General features: G+C 59.3%; 17 protein-coding genes and 5 tRNA genes. 8 read left to right on the top strand and 14 right to left on the bottom strand.

The genetic code is table 11. The features are described 5' to 3' along the window. Positions 1-107: 107 nt before the first annotated feature. From PMI32_RS17320 to gltX, 10 genes are all read right to left on the bottom strand, one after another. A complete protein-coding gene (locus PMI32_RS17320) occupies positions 108-554 on the bottom strand; it encodes an Hsp20 family protein (protein ID WP_008028306.1) in 447 nt (148 codons plus the stop codon). A gap of 120 nt (positions 555-674) precedes the next feature. After that, positions 675-1634: a tRNA dihydrouridine synthase gene (locus PMI32_RS17315; protein ID WP_008028308.1), complete on the bottom strand. Its 960-nt coding sequence runs from the start codon at positions 1632-1634 to the stop codon at positions 675-677. Positions 1635-1814: 180 nt separating this feature from the next. Then, on the bottom strand, positions 1815-2252 hold the full coding sequence (locus tag PMI32_RS17310) for an acyl-CoA thioesterase (RefSeq protein ID WP_008028309.1): 438 nt from the start codon (positions 2250-2252) through the stop codon (positions 1815-1817). Positions 2253-2300: 48 nt separating this feature from the next. Then, positions 2301-3134, bottom strand: a complete 834-nt coding sequence (locus tag PMI32_RS17305) for an alpha/beta fold hydrolase (RefSeq protein ID WP_008028312.1) — start codon at positions 3132-3134, stop codon at positions 2301-2303. A 31-nt stretch (positions 3135-3165) separates the two neighbouring features. Next, positions 3166-3705 carry a TetR/AcrR family transcriptional regulator gene (locus PMI32_RS17300; RefSeq protein WP_008028313.1) on the bottom strand — a complete coding sequence of 180 codons (540 nt, stop codon included), beginning with the start codon at positions 3703-3705 and terminating at the stop codon, positions 3166-3168. A gap of 183 nt (positions 3706-3888) precedes the next feature. Next, positions 3889-3964 (bottom strand) — tRNA-Glu (locus PMI32_RS17295). An 80-nt stretch (positions 3965-4044) separates the two neighbouring features. After that, positions 4045-4120, bottom strand: a tRNA-Ala gene (locus PMI32_RS17290). A gap of 53 nt (positions 4121-4173) precedes the next feature. Next, positions 4174-4249: transfer RNA gene (locus PMI32_RS17285), tRNA-Glu, on the bottom strand. Positions 4250-4328: 79 nt separating this feature from the next. Next, positions 4329-4404, bottom strand: a tRNA-Ala gene (locus PMI32_RS17280). Positions 4405-4644: 240 nt separating this feature from the next. Then, positions 4645-6126 (bottom strand): glutamate--tRNA ligase, encoded by a 1482-nt coding sequence (gene gltX, locus PMI32_RS17275; protein ID WP_008028315.1) that lies wholly within the window; start codon positions 6124-6126, stop codon positions 4645-4647. 220 nt (positions 6127-6346) lie between these two features. On the opposite strand from gltX, the gene PMI32_RS17270 reads away from it, so the two are divergent. Next, positions 6347-7396: an HlyD family secretion protein gene (locus PMI32_RS17270; protein WP_008028317.1), complete on the top strand. Its 1050-nt coding sequence runs from the start codon at positions 6347-6349 to the stop codon at positions 7394-7396. Continuing rightward, complete coding sequence (locus tag PMI32_RS17265) at positions 7386-8936, top strand: MDR family MFS transporter (protein WP_008028319.1); 1551 nt, start codon at positions 7386-7388, stop codon at positions 8934-8936. The genes PMI32_RS17270 and PMI32_RS17265 overlap by 11 nt, the downstream gene beginning before the upstream one ends. A 156-nt stretch (positions 8937-9092) precedes the next feature. Here PMI32_RS17265 and uvrB read toward each other — a convergent pair whose 3' ends face one another. Beyond that, a complete protein-coding gene (uvrB, locus tag PMI32_RS17260; RefSeq protein ID WP_008028321.1) occupies positions 9093-11108 on the bottom strand; it encodes an excinuclease ABC subunit UvrB in 2016 nt (671 codons plus the stop codon). A gap of 338 nt (positions 11109-11446) precedes the next feature. Here uvrB and PMI32_RS17255 point away from each other — a divergent pair, with 338 nt between their 5' ends. Next, a complete protein-coding gene (locus PMI32_RS17255) occupies positions 11447-12643 on the top strand; it encodes an amino acid aminotransferase (RefSeq protein ID WP_008028323.1) in 1197 nt (398 codons plus the stop codon). A 236-nt stretch (positions 12644-12879) separates the two neighbouring features. Continuing rightward, positions 12880-13089, top strand: coding sequence for a hypothetical protein (locus tag PMI32_RS17250; RefSeq protein WP_008028325.1), 210 nt, complete (start codon positions 12880-12882; stop codon positions 13087-13089). Here PMI32_RS17250 and PMI32_RS17245 read toward each other — a convergent pair. Beyond that, positions 13086-13316 carry a hypothetical protein gene (locus PMI32_RS17245; protein WP_008007186.1) on the bottom strand — a complete coding sequence of 77 codons (231 nt, stop codon included), beginning with the start codon at positions 13314-13316 and terminating at the stop codon, positions 13086-13088. The two genes, PMI32_RS17250 and PMI32_RS17245, sit on opposite strands and share 4 nt — an antisense overlap. 227 nt (positions 13317-13543) lie before the next feature. On the opposite strand from PMI32_RS17245, the gene PMI32_RS17240 reads away from it, so the two are divergent. Beyond that, a tRNA-Asn gene (locus tag PMI32_RS17240) sits at positions 13544-13619 on the top strand. 210 nt (positions 13620-13829) lie between these two features. On the opposite strand, the gene PMI32_RS17235 is transcribed toward PMI32_RS17240, so the two are convergent. Continuing rightward, the gene (locus PMI32_RS17235; RefSeq protein WP_008028327.1) at positions 13830-15347 is read right to left on the bottom strand and encodes a nucleobase:cation symporter-2 family protein; all 1518 of its coding nucleotides are present in this window, start codon (positions 15345-15347) and stop codon (positions 13830-13832) included. Between the two features lie 257 nt (positions 15348-15604). On the opposite strand from PMI32_RS17235, the gene PMI32_RS17230 reads away from it, so the two are divergent. Together PMI32_RS17230 and PMI32_RS17225 are read left to right on the top strand one after the other, a co-directional pair. Further along, entirely contained in the window at positions 15605-15886 is a 282-nt protein-coding gene (locus tag PMI32_RS17230) for a BrnT family toxin (protein WP_008028329.1), read from the top strand. 3 nt (positions 15887-15889) lie between these two features. Then, the gene (locus PMI32_RS17225) at positions 15890-16222 is read left to right on the top strand and encodes a BrnA antitoxin family protein (RefSeq protein WP_008028332.1); all 333 of its coding nucleotides are present in this window, start codon (positions 15890-15892) and stop codon (positions 16220-16222) included. Between the two features lies 1 nt (position 16223). On the opposite strand, the gene PMI32_RS17220 is transcribed toward PMI32_RS17225, so the two are convergent. Next, positions 16224-17051: an arylamine N-acetyltransferase family protein gene (locus PMI32_RS17220; protein ID WP_008028335.1), complete on the bottom strand. Its 828-nt coding sequence runs from the start codon at positions 17049-17051 to the stop codon at positions 16224-16226. A gap of 192 nt (positions 17052-17243) precedes the next feature. Here PMI32_RS17220 and PMI32_RS17215 point away from each other — a divergent pair, with 192 nt between their 5' ends. Continuing rightward, positions 17244-17831, top strand: a complete 588-nt coding sequence (locus PMI32_RS17215; RefSeq protein WP_008028336.1) for a GNAT family N-acetyltransferase — start codon at positions 17244-17246, stop codon at positions 17829-17831. Positions 17832-17857 lie beyond the last annotated feature (26 nt).

The raw sequence follows: 17857 nt of genomic DNA on the forward strand, positions 1-17857 counted from the left end.
CTGTCTGGATAAACGCGTCGCCCAGAAGTCCATCGCGAGCAGGCTCGCTCCTACAGATAGCGGGCACAAAAAAGGGCGCCATTGGCGCCCTTTTCAATTGCCCCGCCTTAGTGCTGCAAAGCAGGTTTTTGCGTCCCGTTGATTGGGATGCGTTTGGCTTTCGCCTCTTCCGGAATGACACGCAGCAGGTCGATGCTCAACAGACCGTTGCTCAGGTCGGCGGCCTTGATTTCGATGTGATCGGCCAGGCGGAACGACAGTTTGAACGCGCGCTGGGCGATGCCTTGGTGCAGGAAGGTCACGCCTTCAGTTGCGTCGCGTTTGCCGCCACTGATGGTCAGCACACCTTTCTCGACTTGCAGGTCCAGGTCTTCTTCCTGGAAACCGGCGGCCGCTACAACGATGCGGTATTGGTCGTCACCGTGTTTTTCCACGTTGTAAGGTGGATAGGTGCTGCCTGGCTCGTTGCGCAGGGCGGTTTCGAACAAGTCGTTGAAACGGTCGAAGCCTACCGAGGAACGGAACAGTGGGGCCAGGGAAAATGCAGTAGTCATGGTTCAAATCTCCTGAAAACAATCAGCAAGTTTTTTGTCTCCGCGACCCGAATTCGGCATCGCGTAATCCTTAGATAGGGACCGCTGATTGCATTTCAAGAGATTATTTCGAGATTTTTTTCAGGCCGCTTCGGCTACCTGCAACCCCAGCAAACGCGAAACCTGATCCAGTTCGGTTTCACGGCGAAGCAGGGTGAACAGCTCAACCGCCTCGGGATAATTGCGGGTCAGCATCGCCAGCCACTGCTTCAGGCGACCGGGCGATTGGCGTGGCGTCATCTGGGCTTTGGCTTGCAGCCAGAAGTCCTGAATCAGCGGCAGCAGCTCGGCCCAGGTCATTTCGACCACCTCTTCACCGGCACGGGCGGCGGCGATCTGCCGGGCCAGGTCCGGACGCGACACCAGCCCGCGACCGAGCATGATGTCTTCCACGCCGCTGATTTCGCGGCAGCGGCGCCAGTCTTCGACGCTCCAGATATCACCGTTGGCGAATACCGGCACCTTGATCACTTCCTGCACGCGAGGGATCCACTCCCAATGCGCCGGCGGCTTGTAGCCGTCCATTTTGGTCCGCGCATGCACCACGATGTGCTCCGCGCCGCCTTCGGCCAGGGCCGTGGCGCAGACCAGCGAACCGTCAGGGCTGTCGAAGCCGAGACGCATTTTCGCGGTGACCGGAATGTGCGCCGGGACGGCGCGACGGACATGCTCGACGATCTGGTTCAGCAGCTCGGGCTCTTTGAGCAGTACCGCACCGCCACGGGATTTATTGACGGTCTTGGCCGGGCAGCCGAAGTTCAGGTCGATGACTTCGGAACCCAGCTCACAGGCCAGCGCGGCGTTTTCTGCCAGGCACACCGGGTCGGAACCCAACAGCTGCACGCGCAATGGCACGCCGGACGCGGTGCGCGCATCCGTCAGCAATTCAGGACCGAACTTGTGGAAATAGGCAGGGGTGAGCAGTTGGTCGTTGATCCGGATGAACTCGGTCACGCACCAATCGATACCGCCCACACGGGTCAGCACGTCCCGCAGGATGTTGTCGACCAACCCCTCCATGGGCGCCAAAGCAATTTGCATGAAAAACACACTCGACGAAAAACGTGCGGCAGTTTACTGGTTTCGGCGGTTAGAAGGTATTTCGTCAGACCGGACGGTGATGATTGTGCGGACGCCTTCGCGGGCAAGCCTCGCTCCTACAGGTGCGGTGCGATCTCATGTAGGAGCGAGGCTTGCCCGCGAAGAGGCCCGCAAAGACACTCAAATCGCGACTTGCAACGCCTGGCCGTAACCTTCGATGAATTCCGCCGGCATGCGCTTGGGTTTGCCCGTGGACAGCTCAATGCAGACAAACGTGGTTTGCGCGCGCAGTAACGTGGTGTTGTCGCTCGGGCGCTTGAGCTGGAAGTGTCGGGTCATTTTCAGGCGCTGGTCCCAATCGACGATCCAGGTCGCCAATTGCAACTCATCGCCTTCATAGGCCGCCGCCAGGTAATCGATCTCGTGCCGCACCACCACCATCGCCCGATCCAGCCGCCGGTACTCGACCAGATCGAGGCCGAGCCGCTGCGAGTGGCGCCAGGCGCAGCGTTCGAGCCAGGTCACGTATACCGCGTTATTCGCGTGGCCCAACCCGTCGATGTCCTCGGCGTCCACCGCAAGATCAATGATAAATGGCGTTGCCCGATCCCAGCCCATGCCCCACTCCCGGTCAGATAATGTCGACCGGGGCAGTGTAACGGATGCTCAGGCCGATTGGCGCGATTGCAGACTGCGACCGGCCAGCAGTGATAACACGCCATCAATCACCCGCGGGTCGGCAAGCACCCGTTGATGACCGCCGTCCTCCAGCCGCAGCAAACGGCTGTCGAACCAGGCCTCGTGGATCAGCTGGGATTCCTTGACCGGGACGAAGTTGTCGTCTTCGGCATGAACGATCAGACCAGGCATGTCGAGCTGATAGCGCGAGACATCCAATGCAGCCGCACGCATGCCGACGTCTTTTTCGACTTGGCGAATGAACGCCGAACGGGCTTTTGGCGGTAGTCGCACGTAGCGGGCAAATCCTCTCAGAACCCCGAGAATCCGCGCCGGAGCGCCGATGGTCACCAGGGTTTCGGTGCGCAAGCCCAACTGAACGGCGAGCATGGCGCTGGCACCGCCCATCGAGTGACCGATGACCGCTTGCAGCGGCGGCAACTCGGCAGCGGCCTCAAGCATGGCCCGGGCGAACAGCACGACGTTGGCTTCGTTGCCCGGCGAGCGACCGTGAGCCGGACCGTCCAGGGCGACTACGGTGTAGCCGGCGTCAACCAGCGCGGTGATCAGGCTGGCAAACTGCGTTGGCCGACCTTCCCAACCGTGCATCAGCAATACCGCCGGGCCTTGCCCCCAGCGCAACGCCGAGAGACCGAAACGGAGCGTGATGCGCTCGGATTTCGCCAATAACGGCAACTCCCAATCACGCGGCGGCAGATCCCGCGGCGTCATGAACGCCAGTCGCATTTTGCTCGCGACCAGTTTCGGTGCAAACCAGCCCAAGGTGCCATTAACGCCACGAACCCACTTTAACGTGCTCATCGCTCTCACTCCTCAGGCCATTGCCTTCAGGTCATAGCACCGCCGACTTGGCGGCACGCAGCAATCGATCAGACAACTCTCCCGGCCCCAGCGCCCGTGCCAGAGCCAATCCACCGACCATCAAGGCCATGTCGGCCAAGGCTTTGTCGGTGTCTTCCGGGCTGGCCGCCAACTGCGCGACCATCATTTCCACGTGCTCATTCAATGCCACCCGAAATGCATCCGGCAGGCGTCCCAGCTCGCCGACGGAGGCCGGGATCGGGCACGCGGATTCAGAGGAATCCCGGTGTTTGCGTGACAGGTAAAACGCCGCCACCAACGCGCGACGCTCTTCGCCGGTCAATTCGGCGTCCATGTCGGCGATCAAGCCACGGCGGTGACCGAGCAGTTGCTTGAACGCTTCCAGCATCATCGCGTCCTTGCTTTCGAAGTGCGCATAGAAGCCGCCAACCGTCAGGCCGGCTGCGCCCATCACTTCGCCCACGCTCGGTTCGGCCGGGCCACGCTGAATCAGCGCTGCGCTGGCGGCCTTGAGAATGCGTTCGCGGGTTTGAGCTTTTTTATCGTTCATCGTTGCCTCCGAATATTACGACTAGAATATTATTCTCATAATAATTTTCCGCAAGTCGTAGATGTGACCGCTGGTCTGAAGAACAGTTTGAGAGAAATGGGGGATTTGGCCAAACGCCAGACAAACAAAAGGGCCATTCAATAATTGAATGACCCTTATAAAATCCCGCAGAGCGGGTAATCGTGGCGTCCCCTAGGGGACTCGAACCCCTGTTACCGCCGTGAAAGGGCGGTGTCCTAGGCCACTAGACGAAGGGGACGCAAAACCTTCTATACAACTGATCAGTGCTGAGAGCTGATCGATTCAAGGCCGGTGTGGCCAGACCTTGAACTGTAAAATTGGTGGAGCTAGACGGGATCGAACCGTCGACCTCTTGCATGCCATGCAAGCGCTCTCCCAGCTGAGCTATAGCCCCGGATTTTTCGCCTCGCGGCGGAGCGGCATCTTGCGACATCGCTTCTGTAAAACTGGCGTCCCCTAGGGGACTCGAACCCCTGTTACCGCCGTGAAAGGGCGGTGTCCTAGGCCACTAGACGAAGGGGACGCAAACCCTTCTATACAACAGATCAACGCTGAGTGTTGATCGCTTCAAGGCCGGTGTGGCCAGACCTTGAAGTGTAAATTGGTGGAGCTAGACGGGATCGAACCGTCGACCTCTTGCATGCCATGCAAGCGCTCTCCCAGCTGAGCTATAGCCCCTCATCGCTGAGGACGGGGCGAATCTTAATGGCGCTTCGGAAACGTGTCAAATTTATTTTTAACAATTTCCAAAGTTTTTTGCCGACATAACAATCACTTACCGCCCTCCCCCCGTAAATCCGGGGGTATACATGGATCCGTAGGAGCCAGGCTTGCCGGCGAACGGGACGCCTAGGTGTGTCTGGCACACCGCGTCATCGTTCTTCGCGAGCAAGCAACGCTCCTACAGGACCGTGGGAATCAGGCGATGTTGCCCAGGAGTTTTTCCCACTCCTTGTTTTCCTTCTTCGACACGCCACCGAGCAGGTCGATGGCCTGGCGCAGACGGAAACGCGTCAGGTCCGGGCCGAGGATTTCCATCGCATCGAGCACCGACACCGAACTCGCCTGACCAGTGATCGCTGCGAACATCAGCGGCATGGCGTCACGCAGCTTCAATTCCAGGGACTCGACCACCGCTTGAATGGTCGCGGTGATGCTGTCCTTCTCCCACTGACGCAGGCTTTCCAGCTTCCACAGAATCAACTGCATCAACTGACGAACCTGATCACCCGACAATTTCTTCGATTCAAACAGCTTGGCATCCGGGTTCACGCCACCGGCGAAGAAGAACCCGGCCAGCGGTGCGACCTGGCTGAAGGTTTCAACGCGGCCCTGCACGTGCGGCGCGATCTTCATCATGTACTCGGGGTTCAGCGCCCAGGTCTGCAAACGGCTGGCGAACTCTTCCACCGGCAGGTCACGCAGCCACTGGCCGTTGAGCCACGACAGTTTCTCGATGTCGAAAATCGGCCCGCCGAGGGAGACACGGCTCAGGTCGAAGTTGTCGACCATTTCCTGCAGCGAGAACTTCTCACGCTCGTCCGGCATCGACCAGCCCATGCGCCCAAGATAGTTGAGCATCGCTTCCGGCATGAAGCCCATGCGCTCGTAGAACGTCACCGAGGTCGGGTTCTTGCGCTTGGACAGCTTGCTCTTGTCCGGGTTACGCAGCAGCGGCATGTAGCACAGCTCCGGTTGTTCCCAGCCGAAGTATTCGTACAGAAGAATCAGTTTCGGTGCCGAAGGCAGCCATTCTTCGCCACGCAGCACGTGGGTGATACCCATCAGGTGGTCATCGACCACGTTGGCCAGGAAGTACGTCGGCAAGCCGTCGGTCTTCATCAGGACTTGCATGTCCATGCGATCCCACGGGATCTCGACGTCGCCACGCAGCATGTCCGGCACCACGCACACGCCTTCGCTCGGCACTTTCATGCGGATCACGTGCGGCTCGCCAGCGGCCAGGCGACGTGCAACTTCTTCCTTGGACAGCAGCAGCGCACGACCGTCGTACCGCGGGGTTTCACCGCGAGCCATTTGCTCGGTGCGCATCTGATCCAGCTCTTCAGCGGTGCAGAAGCACGGGAAGGCATGGCCCATCTCGACCAATTGCTGGCAATACTTCTGATAGATATCGCCGCGCTCGCTTTGACGGTAAGGACCGTGCGGGCCGCCGACGTCCGGGCCTTCGCTCCAGTCGATGCCCAACCAGCGCAGGGCGTCGAAAATCTGCTGTTCGGACTCACGGGTCGAACGCAACTGATCGGTGTCTTCGATCCGCAGGATGAACTCACCGCCGTGCTGCTTGGCAAAGCAGTAGTTGAACAAAGCGATGTAAGCGGTACCTACGTGGGGGTCCCCGGTAGGCGATGGCGCGATGCGCGTGCGGACGGTGGTCATGGCAAGTCTCGAAATGAAGATAAAACAAAGGGCGAATGGTAACAGGCGTTGCCCGCCCGGCTCCAGTGAGCAGGGCATTTAAGCCAAGTTTGCGTCTACAACGGGCCTGGGCCGGGATGAATGGTGGATTATCAGCCGATGGCATTTACCCACTATCGACTGTATGCCAAATTCGCCTGCTGATAACTTTCCTTACAAATTCTCGACTACAGTTTGCCCCATGCCTGCCCAACTCAAGCGTCGCCTGTCTATTTTCCTGCTGATCGTCCTGCTGATTGCCGGGGCCTTGTTTGCCCAGTGGTTCTTCAAAGGACGGTTTTATGAAAGCACCGATAACGCCTATGTCCAAGGCGAGATCACCCGTGTGTCGAGCCAGTTGGGCGCACGCATCGATCAGGTGCTGGTGCAGGACAACCAGCACGTCGAAAAGGGCCAGTTGCTGATCAAGCTCGAAGGCGATGACTTCCACCTCGCTGTCGACCGCGCCAACGCCGCTCTCGCCACCCGCCAGGCCGAACGCCTGCAAGCCCAGAGCAAACTGACGCAGCAAGCCAGCCTGATCGCCTCCAGTGAGGCGCAAGTCGCATCCAGCCAGGCCAGCCTCGGTCGCTCGCAGATTGACCTGTCCCGCGCGCAAACCCTGCGCAAACCCGGCTACGTGTCGGAAGAGCGCGTGACCACCCTTTCCGCCGATACCCACATCGCCCGCTCGCAGGTGACCAAGGCCCAGGCAGACGCACAAAGTCAGCGCCAGCAAGTCAACTCCCTCAGCGCCGAGATCAAGCGCCTCGACGCGATGATAGCCAACGCCAAGACCGATCTGGCCCAGGCAGAATTGAACCTGACCCGCAGCGAAATCCACGCGCCCATCAGCGGCATGATCGGCCAGCGTGCCGCCCGCGAAGGCCAATACGTGCAGGCCGGCGCTTATTTGCTGTCGATCGTCCCGGATCAGGACATCTGGATTCAGGCCAACTTCAAGGAAACCCAGATCGGCCACATGCAGCCCGGCCAGAAAGCCGAACTGACCTTCGACGCCTACGGCGACACGCCAATCGAAGCGCGGGTCGACAGCCTGTTCGCTGCCTCGGGCGCACAGTTCAGTCTGTTGCCGCCGGACAATGCCACGGGCAACTTCACCAAAGTCGTACAACGGATTCCGGTAAAACTGACCTTCGCCGCAGACAACCCGCTGCACGGCAAGATTCGTCCGGGCATGTCGGTCACCGCCAAAGTGAACATCAAAGACACCCCTGACGATGGCCGGTGATCAACTGATCCGCCCGGCCGGCGAACCCACCCGGCGGGACTGGATCGCCGTGATGAGCGTGATGCTCGGCGCCTTCATGGCGGTGCTCGATATCCAGATCACCAACTCGTCGCTCAAGGACATTCAGGGCGCGCTGTCGGCGACGCTGGAAGAAGGCTCATGGATTTCCACGTCGTACCTGGTCGCGGAAATCATCATGATTCCGCTGACGGCGTGGCTGGTGCAGCTGCTGTCCGCACGCCGTCTGGCGGTGTGGGTTTCGCTTGGATTTCTTGCCTCGTCCCTGCTCTGCTCGATGGCGTGGAGCGTGGAAAGCATGATCATTTTCCGCGCGCTGCAAGGCTTCACCGGCGGCGCGCTGATCCCGCTGGCGTTCACCCTGACGCTGATCAAGCTTCCCGAACACCATCGCGCCAAAGGCATGGCCATGTTCGCCATGACCGCAACGTTCGCGCCCTCCATCGGCCCGACGCTTGGCGGCTGGCTGACGGAAAACTGGGGCTGGGAATACATCTTCTACATCAACATTCCGCCTGGCCTGATCATGATCGCCGGCCTGATGTATGGCCTGGAGAAAAAAGAAGCGCACTGGGAACTGCTGAAAAGCACCGACTACATGGGGATTCTTACGCTCGGTATCGGCCTTGGCTGCCTGCAGGTTTTTCTGGAGGAAGGCCATCGCAAAGACTGGCTGGAATCAAACCTGATCGTGACCCTGGGCAGCATTGCGCTGATCAGCCTGATCACCTTTGTGATTGTGCAGTTTTCCAAACCCAATCCGCTGATCAACCTCGGGATCCTGGGCAATCGCAACTTCGGCTTATCGAGTATTTCCAGCCTGGGAATGGGGGTCGGGTTGTACGGTTCGATCTTTCTGTTGCCGCTGTACCTGGCGCAGATCCAGAACTACAACGCCCTGCAGATCGGCGAAGTGATCATGTGGATGGGCGTGCCGCAGCTGTTCCTGATTCCGCTGGTGCCGAAGTTGATGAAGGTCATCTCGCCGAAATGGCTGTGCACCCTGGGCTTCGGCTTGTTCGGCCTGGCGAGTTTTTCCTCGGGGGTGCTGAACCCGGATTTCGCCGGGCCGCAGTTCAACCAGATCCAGATCATCCGCGCACTCGGCCAGCCGTTGATCATGGTGACCATCTCGCTGATCGCCACCGCGTATATCCTGCCGCAGGACGCGGGCTCGGCGTCGAGCCTGTTCAACATCCTGCGCAACCTCGGCGGCGCCATTGGCATCGCCCTCCTAGCCACGTTGCTGGATGCGCGAACCAAGACCTACTTTGATTATTTGCGTGAGTCGATTGTGCCGAGCAACCCGCAAGTGGCCGAGCGCATGGCGTCGCTGACGGACCGGTTAGGCAGTGAAGCGGCGGCGCTGGGCAAGCTCAGTGAGATTGCGCATCAACAGGCGTCGATCATGGCTTACAACGATGCGTTTCACTTTGTCGGGATTGCGCTGGGGATCAGCATGATTGCGGTGTTGTTGACCAAGCAGTTGCCGGCGGGGTTGAAGGCTGGCGAAGCGCACTGAGTTTTTGTAGTGCTTTACCGGCCTCTTCGCGGGCAAGCCTCGCTCCTACAGGTTTTGTGTCGTTCACAAAATTGATAAACGACACAAAACCTGTAGGAGCGAGCGGTGCGGCGATCCGACTTGCCCGCGAAGAGGCCCGCATATTCATCACAAATCTCAAACCGCGATCAACCGCTCCCGCAACTTGGCAATCTCGTCCCGCATCTGCGCCGCCGCTTCGAATTCCAGGTCGCGGGCCAGTTGATACATCTTCTCTTCCAGCGCCTTGATCCGCTTGGCGACTTCCCCCGGCGAACGCAATTCCGCTTCGTACCTGGCGTTTTCCTCGGCAGCCTTGGCCATGCCTTTGCGCTTCTTGCTGCGCGAACCCGGCACGGTGGCGCCTTCCATGATGTCGGCGACGTCCTTGAACACACCCTTCGGCGTAATGCCGTTGGCCAGGTTGAAGGCGATCTGCTTGTCGCGACGACGCTCGGTTTCACCGATCGCCCGCTCCATGGAACCGGTGATGCGATCCGCATACAGAATCGCCCGACCGTTGAGGTTACGCGCCGCACGACCGATGGTCTGGATCAGCGAGCGCTCGGAACGCAGGAAGCCTTCCTTGTCCGCATCGAGAATCGCCACCAAGGACACTTCCGGCATGTCCAGGCCTTCACGCAACAGGTTGATCCCCACCAGCACATCAAACGTGCCGAGGCGCAAATCGCGGATGATTTCCACGCGCTCCACGGTATCGATGTCCGAGTGCAGATAACGTACGCGCACGCCATGGTCGGCCAGGTAATCGGTCAAGTCTTCGGCCATGCGCTTGGTCAGCGTCGTGACCAATACCCGCTCATCCACTGCAGCGCGCTTGGTGATTTCCGAAAGCAGATCGTCGACCTGGGTCAACGCCGGACGGATTTCGATTTGCGGGTCCACCAGGCCGGTCGGACGCACCACCATATCAATGACACGCCCGGCGTGTTCCGCCTCGTAGTTGCCCGGCGTGGCCGAGACAAAGATCGTTTGCGGGCTGATGCCTTCGAACTCGTCGAAGCGCATTGGCCGGTTGTCCAGCGCTGACGGCAGGCGGAAACCGTATTCCACCAGCGTTTCCTTACGTGAGCGGTCGCCCTTATACATGGCGCCGACTTGCGGCACGCTGACGTGGGATTCGTCGATCACCAGCAAGGCGTCGGCCGGCAGGTAATCGAACAAGGTCGGCGGCGCTTGACCTGGATCGCGACCCGAGAGGTAGCGGGAATAGTTTTCGATGCCGTTGCAATAACCCAGTTCGAGGATCATCTCCAGATCGAAACGGGTACGTTGTTCGAGGCGCTGCGCTTCCACCAGTTTGTTGTTGGAACGCAGGTATTCCAGGCGCTCCTGCAATTCGACCTTGATCCCCTCGATGGCGTCGAGCAGGGTTTCTCGTGGCGTCACGTAGTGGCTTTTCGGGTAGAAGGTGAAACGCGGCAGCTTGCGAATCACCTCCCCCGTCAGCGGATCGAAGGCCGACAGGCTCTCGACTTCGTCGTCGAACAGCTCGATACGGATCGCTTCAAAATCGGATTCTGCCGGGTGGATATCGATCACATCACCGCGCACGCGGAAGGTCGCACGGGCGAAATCCATGTCGTTGCGGGTGTATTGCAGATCGGCGAGACGGCGCAGCAAGGCGCGCTGATCGAGCTTGTCGCCACGATCCACGTGCAATACCATTTTCAAATAGGTTTCCGGACTGCCCAGACCGTAGATGCACGACACCGTGGTGACGATGATCGCGTCCTTGCGCTCCAGCAGCGCTTTGGTCGCCGAGAGTCGCATTTGCTCGATGTGATCGTTGATCGAGGCGTCTTTCTCGATGAAGGTGTCCGAGGACGGCACATACGCTTCAGGCTGGTAGTAGTCGTAGTAGGAAACGAAATACTCGACAGCGTTGTTCGGGAAAAACGCCTTGAATTCGCCGTACAACTGCGCGGCCAGGGTCTTGTTTGGCGCCAGTACCAGCGTCGGGCGCTGAACCTGGGCGATGACATTGGCGATGCTGAACGTCTTGCCCGAACCGGTCACACCGAGCAACGTCTGGTGCGCCAGCCCGGCCTCGATGCCCTCGACCATCAGGCGGATGGCTTCCGGCTGGTCGCCGGCGGGCTCGAAGCGGGTGACTAGCTGGAATTCAGACATGAAATACCTCTGGGTTCACCCGTACGCGGTCAAACCGGACAGGAACGAGAAAGACCGCAAACGACCGACGTCGCCCGAGGAAAAAACTGGATTGTGCTCAATGTGGAGTCGATTGCCCTCTCTTTCAAGGCAAACGTCCTACATCCCTTGAAGCCTCTGACGCGATCAATCGACTAACGGTCGAAAAATAATCGGAAAAACTTACGGTAAAAGCCGAATCGACTGTCGCCATCAATCGCGGATGACCTCTATACTAGCTCCCCGTTTGTGCACCGCTCTAGTGCATTCGGCTGGAGCGCGACACGTCCCTCCACACTCCATTCAGAGCCGCCGCAAAAATGAGCCTGTTCTCCGCTGTCGAAATGGCACCACGCGATCCAATCCTGGGCCTCAACGAAGCATTCAACGCCGATACACGTACCAACAAGGTCAACCTGGGGGTCGGTGTTTACTGCAACGAGGAGGGGCGAATTCCACTCCTGCGCGCCGTTGTCGAAGCCGAGACGATTCGCGTCGCTCAACACGCTTCCCGTGGCTACTTGCCGATCGACGGCATCGCTGCCTACGACCAGGCCGTGCAAAAACTGCTGTTTGGCAATGACTCGCCGCTGATCGCTGCTGGCCGCGTCATCACCACTCAGGCCGTTGGCGGTACCGGCGCGCTGAAAATCGGTGCCGACTTCCTCAAGCAACTGCTGCCGAACGCCGTCGTGGCGATCAGCGACCCGAGCTGGGAAAACCACCGCGCGCTGTTCGAAACCGCCGGTTTCCCGGTGCAGAACTATCGCTACTACGACGCCGCGACCCACGACGTTAACCGTACCGGCCTGCTGGAAGACCTGAACGCCCTGCCGTCCGGCTCGATCGTTGTGCTGCACGCCTGCTGCCACAACCCGACCGGTGTTGACCTGAGCCCGGCGGACTGGAAAAACGTTCTGGAGGTGGTGAAAGCCAAAGGTCACGTGCCGTTCCTCGACATGGCCTACCAGGGCTTTGGCGATGGCATCGACGAAGACGCCGCAGCCGTGCGTCTGTTCGCTGAGTCGGGCCTGACTTTCTTCGTTTCCAGCTCGTTCTCCAAATCGTTCTCGCTGTACGGCGAGCGCGTGGGCGCCCTGTCGATCGTCAGCGAATCGAAAGAAGAAAGCGCGCGCGTGCTGTCGCAGGTCAAGCGCGTGATCCGCACCAACTACTCCAACCCGCCGACCCACGGTGCAAGCATCGTTGCCGCTGTATTGAACAGCCCGGAACTGCGCGCCCAGTGGGAAGAAGAACTGGCCGAAATGCGCCTGCGGATTCGCGGCATGCGCACCCAGATGGTTGACCTGCTGGCGAAACAGGCTCCTCAGCGCGATTTCAGCTTTGTCGGTCGTCAGCGCGGCATGTTCTCCTACTCCGGCCTGACGGTTGAGCAAGTGACCCGTCTGCGCAGCGAGTTCGGCATCTACGCCCTGGACACCGGCCGCATCTGCGTTGCCGCGCTGAACCAGAGCAACATCGACGTGGTGACCAAGGCCATCGTTGCGGTGATCTGAGTCCTCAAGCGCTAAACAAAACGGGAAGCCCTTGGGCTTCCCGTTTTTTATTGACCGCAGATAATTCTCAACCCGCCAACCAAGCCCTCTAGACTGCACACATCTACCCTGTAGGAGCCGGCTTGCTGGCGATAGCGGTGGGTCAGTCAGCTTATTTATTGGCTGGACGGACGCCATCGCCAGCAAGCCGGCTCCTACAAGGTCTGTGTACACCACCGAATTCGATGTGAGCCGATATGAAAAACGATGACCTGCGCGCTGAGCGCGATGACCTGGATGACCTGAATGACTTCATCCCCCGCACCCCGGCCAAACGCGGCAACAATCTGGTGCTGCAAGTGGCTGCGGGGGTCTTTCTTGGCGGCCTGGCGCTGTGGCTGGTTCAACTGGGCGCGACACTGCTGTACGCCAAGCTGATGCTCGCCACCATTACGTTCGGCGGTTAAGCCAGTTCGGTCGCGCGTTGGCTGGCTGCATCGTCATAAGCGACGTACAGCGACTCGGCGACCTGGCTTTTGATGGCCTTGGTGCTTTCCAGGCCCAGGACAAAACCTTCGGCCTTGCCGCCAGCGCGATTCAATTCGTCAGCGGTGCTGGCCTGAGTGATTGCGTCGAACAGTTTTTCGGCGTGCGGACCGACCCCTTTGGGCAGGCTGATCTGAGCGATGCTCATGCGAACACCTCGTTATGGCGAAGTGTGAGGGTTGGGTGATTCATGGCGCGTACCTTTTCGGCGAATGGCCGGCAGCGCGTGTCACCACTTCCGGGCGGCCATGGTAGACCTCTGGTGCGATTCTGGTAACCGCCAATCGCCGATAAACCGCCGTCCGTCCCGACGAATCGCTCAAATTGCCAACAGGTGCTTGACTTCTCTTTTTGAATCAGTAACATACACGCCATTCCGCGATAGCTCAGTTGGTAGAGCAAGTGACTGTTAATCACTGGGTCCCTGGTTCGAGTCCAGGTCGTGGAGCCAGACAGCAAGATCGAAAAGCCCCTGAATCGAAAGGTTCAGGGGCTTTTTTGTGGGCGTTGGAAAAGATGACCCCGTACTGTAGGAGCCGGCTTGCCGGCGATGAGGGCCTTGAAGAATGCATCGTTCTCAAGGTCGCCATCGCCGGCAAGCCGGCTCCTACAGTACGGGGTCATCTCATGCAAAAGGCGCCCCTGGGGGCGCCTTTTTTATTCAGACATGTTCACTGCTTTTGACATGCACCGCCTTCGGCTCGCCATGCCCATGATCCGTCTCTATCACCGGGATCTCCTTTCCGTCGCAGTCATGCAACTTGCCTTCGCTGAAGTAATCCCCTTCGCGCAACGCTGCCAGATCCTGATAGCGCAGGACTCGCTCAGTACCGGCAGCAAACACCGACTGCTGATCCGAGTTACCGGCAGTGAGGTGGTTGAAGGCCAGGTTCAGCACGATGGCCATGATTGCCGAGGAGCTGATGCCCGAGTGGAAGATCGTGGCGAACCAGCTTGGGAAGTGGTCGTAAAAGTTCGGCGCGGCAATGGGGATCATGCCGAAACCGATGGAAGTGGCGACGATGATCAGATTGACGTTGTTGCGGTAGTCGACCTTGGACAGCGTACGAATTCCGCTGGCCGCTACGGTGCCGAACAGCACGATCCCGGCGCCGCCGAGCACGGAGGTCGGTACCGCGGCGATAACCCGCCCCATGAAGGGCAGCAAGCCGAGGATCACCAGAAACAAGCCGCCGGTGGCCACCACGTAACGGCTCTTGATCCCGGTCACCGCCACCAGCCCGACGTTCTGGGCGAACGCACTCTGGGTGAAAGAACCGAAGATCGGCGCGATCATGCTCGACAGCATGTCGGCGCGCAGACCGTTGCCCAGGCGCTTGGAGTCGACTTTGGTGTCGATGATTTCACCGACCGCGAGGATGTCCGCCGAGGTTTCGACCAGCGTCACCATGACCACGATGCACATCGACAGGATCGCAGCGAAGTGGAAGGTCGGCATGCCGAAGTGAAATGGCGTGGGGAAGCCGAACATCGGGCCCTGGGTGACGGACGAGAAGTCCGCCATACCGAGGAATACCGCGATGAGCGTGCCGATGACCATGGCCAGCAGAATCGACAACCGGGAGATGGTCGCGCTGCCGATCTTGCTCAGCAACAACACCAGCACCAGCGTTACCGCCGCCAGGCCGATGTTCGCCATGCTGCCGAAATCCGGCGCATGGCTGTTGCCACCCATGGCCCAGCGCGCGGCCACCGGCATCAGCGTCAGGCCGATGGTGGTGATCACGATGCCCGTCACCAGCGGCGGGAAAAACTTGGTGATTCGCGAGAACACCGGCGTGATCAGCAAACCGATCAACGACGCGGCAATCACCGCACCCAGAATCGACTGAAACCCGCCCTCCCCGCCACTGCTGACAATCGCCACCATCGTCGCGACGCCCGAGAAAGACACGCCCTGCACCAGCGGCAACTGACAACCGAAAAACGGTAAACCGAGGGTCTGCAGCAATGTTGCCAAGCCCCCCGCAAACAATGAAGCAGCAATCAACAAACCGATGTCCGCCGGCGAGAGCCCGGCCGCCTGGCCGATGATCAAAGGCACCGCGACGATGCCGCCGTACATGGTCAGAACGTGTTGCAGGCCGTAAGCCATATTCGCGCCGACACCGAGGTTTTCGTCCTCAGGCCGTTGGTGTGAAACATGGGGCGTTTTCATGGTTGGGGGGTTCCCTGGTTTTTGTTATGCGCACACTGTATGCAAGACTCAGGACAAATGTCTATAGAGTTGTATACAACTCATCAGTCAGATTATGGACATGTGTCCATGCAGTCCTTTCCCTGCGCTGCTTCCCCCTCCAAAAAAACATTTGAAATACATCCTTCCTGCGCCATCTCCCCCGCCCGCTAGTCTTTGGCATTCCAAGCGACCGCCGGCACGGACGCCTTCTCGCTTATACATATAAAGTATGCATAATGAAGTCATTCGAGATTCAGTTTCACAAGGCAAAGAACGCAGCTAACAAATTAAAGCACCAAGGGATCAGCCTCGCGGAGACCGAGGCGGTGTTTTATGACGAGAGAGCCCTCTCGCTGGAGGACAACCATCACGATGAGCAGCGGTGGATCATCATGGGGCTGGATGCCAAAGGTCGATTGTTGGTCGTTGCGTACACCTGCCGCGAGCCGAATTTCGTTCGAATCATTTCCGCGCGCGCCGCTACCAAAAATGAGCGGCGCCGATATCTGGAGGCTTGAACCATGAAAGACGAATACGATTTCAGCAAGGCCAAACGCGGAGCGGTAGCTTCGAACAAAGGCAAAACCCGCATCACCATCATGCTCGACGATGTCGTGTTAGACGCGGCGCGCCTCGCCGCCGAGAGCGAAGGTTTCGGTTATCAGACGGTGATCAACAACACCTTGCGCAAGGCCTTGCTCGGCGATGGAAGCAAGAGCGCAGCGGCCATCCCGAACACCGCTGTTGTAAATGCCGGACATTTCAAAGAAGGGATAACGGCCGCCGAGCTAAAAAGCCTGGAGAAAAAACTATCGGAGGTGCTCAGTGAAATTCATCGTGTGATGAAGCCTTGAGCTACGCCGCCACGATCAACCGCGCAAGCACTTGTTTGAGCGTTGCGTGCTCCGGCACCCGAATCCCGAACTCGCGCCCCAGCAATCCGACCAGCTCATCCACATCCGTCACCTGCAGGCGTTCGCTCTCGCCGCCCATCCGGTGAATCGCAAAACTGCCGTTGTTGAGCGTGCGCCGCCAACCTTCTCCCGTTCGCGCCACCATCAGTTGCCTGGCAAAAGACGATTCAGGATGGGTCGAGACGTACCAGTTGCCGACGGCGAAATCGATGTCTTCCTGCCGTTGCAGGTCGAAGATGTACATCGCCCGCCACTCACCGGCAACGTTGGCGCGCAAGGTGTAGCCATCGGCATGTTGCTCAATGCGATAGGGTTCGTGGGGCGTGCGCTGTTCGGCCGGGGTATCGAGCAGCAGCGGTGTCGTAGGCACCATGCCACCGAAGCCGACATCGGTGATGTAGCGCACGTCATCCAGGGTGACCAGACTCAAGCGATGTGTCCGCGCTGTCCACGCACCCTCGGGTTGGCCCATGACCACTCGGCCGGAGATACCACGAGCGTTGAAGCCCAGCGCCTGAAGCAGCGCCAGAAACAGATTGTTGAGTTCGTAGCAGTAACCACCACGACCATCGTGCAGGACTTTTTGCTCGATGGACGGCAGATCGATGAGCACTGGCTCGCCTGACAGCGTGGTGAGGTTTTCAAACGGGAATGCGCCGGTGTGACGCAGTTGCAGTTGACGCAGGGTGTCCAGGGTCGGTGCCGGTGGTGCATCGAAACCCAGGCGTTGCAGGTACAACGCAAGATTGCTCAGGCGTGGCTCGCTCATTGCTCGGTCCTTATGCAGTGGCCGCAGATCTCTGCGCCGATGGCCGCCATGTATAAGGGATAAAACGGTACGACCGACAATTGATTTCGCCAATCGCCACACGACGATTAGCCCTGCCAGTTGCGTCGGCAGTCGGAACTACGGCGTAATAGGCGCTCGACGCCTGCCTGATCTGCCGAGAAAACCGACGCCATGGAAACACCGCTGGAAGGCAACAGAATCTGCCTGCGCCCACTGCAATACGCCGATGCCGATGCGCTGGTACACGCTGCCGAAGATGGCGAACTGTGGAACCTGACTGTCACCGTCGTGCCCTCCCCGATCACGGTGCACAGCTACCTGAAAAAAGCCCTCGACGGACGGGATGCAGGCACTGTTCTGCCCTACGTCATCGTGCTCAAGGACACCGGCGAGGTCATCGGTTCGACGCGCTTCTGGAAAATCGACCGGCTCAATCGCAAGCTCGAAATCGGCAGCAGCTGGATCTCGGCCCGCTGGCAAAAAACCTTCGTCAACACCGAAGCCAAATATCTGATGCTGCGCCACGCATTCGACGTGCTGGACTGCGTGCGGGTGCAGTTCACCACCGACGAGAACAATCAGAAGTCGCGCAACGCAATCCTCAGGCTCGGCGCACAACAGGAAGGCATCGTGCGTCACGAACGGATCATGCCGGACGGACGCAAGCGCAACTCGGTGCGGTTCAGCATCATCGATGATGAATGGCCGATGGTGCGTCAGCGGCTCGAACAAAAACTTGCCGATTACAGCCTTCGCTAATCCGCACAGACCGCTCGCGCCTGAGT

It is taken from the genome of Pseudomonas sp. GM60 (assembly GCF_000282415.1).
Taxonomy (GTDB): Bacteria; Pseudomonadota; Gammaproteobacteria; order Pseudomonadales; family Pseudomonadaceae; genus Aquipseudomonas; species Aquipseudomonas migulae.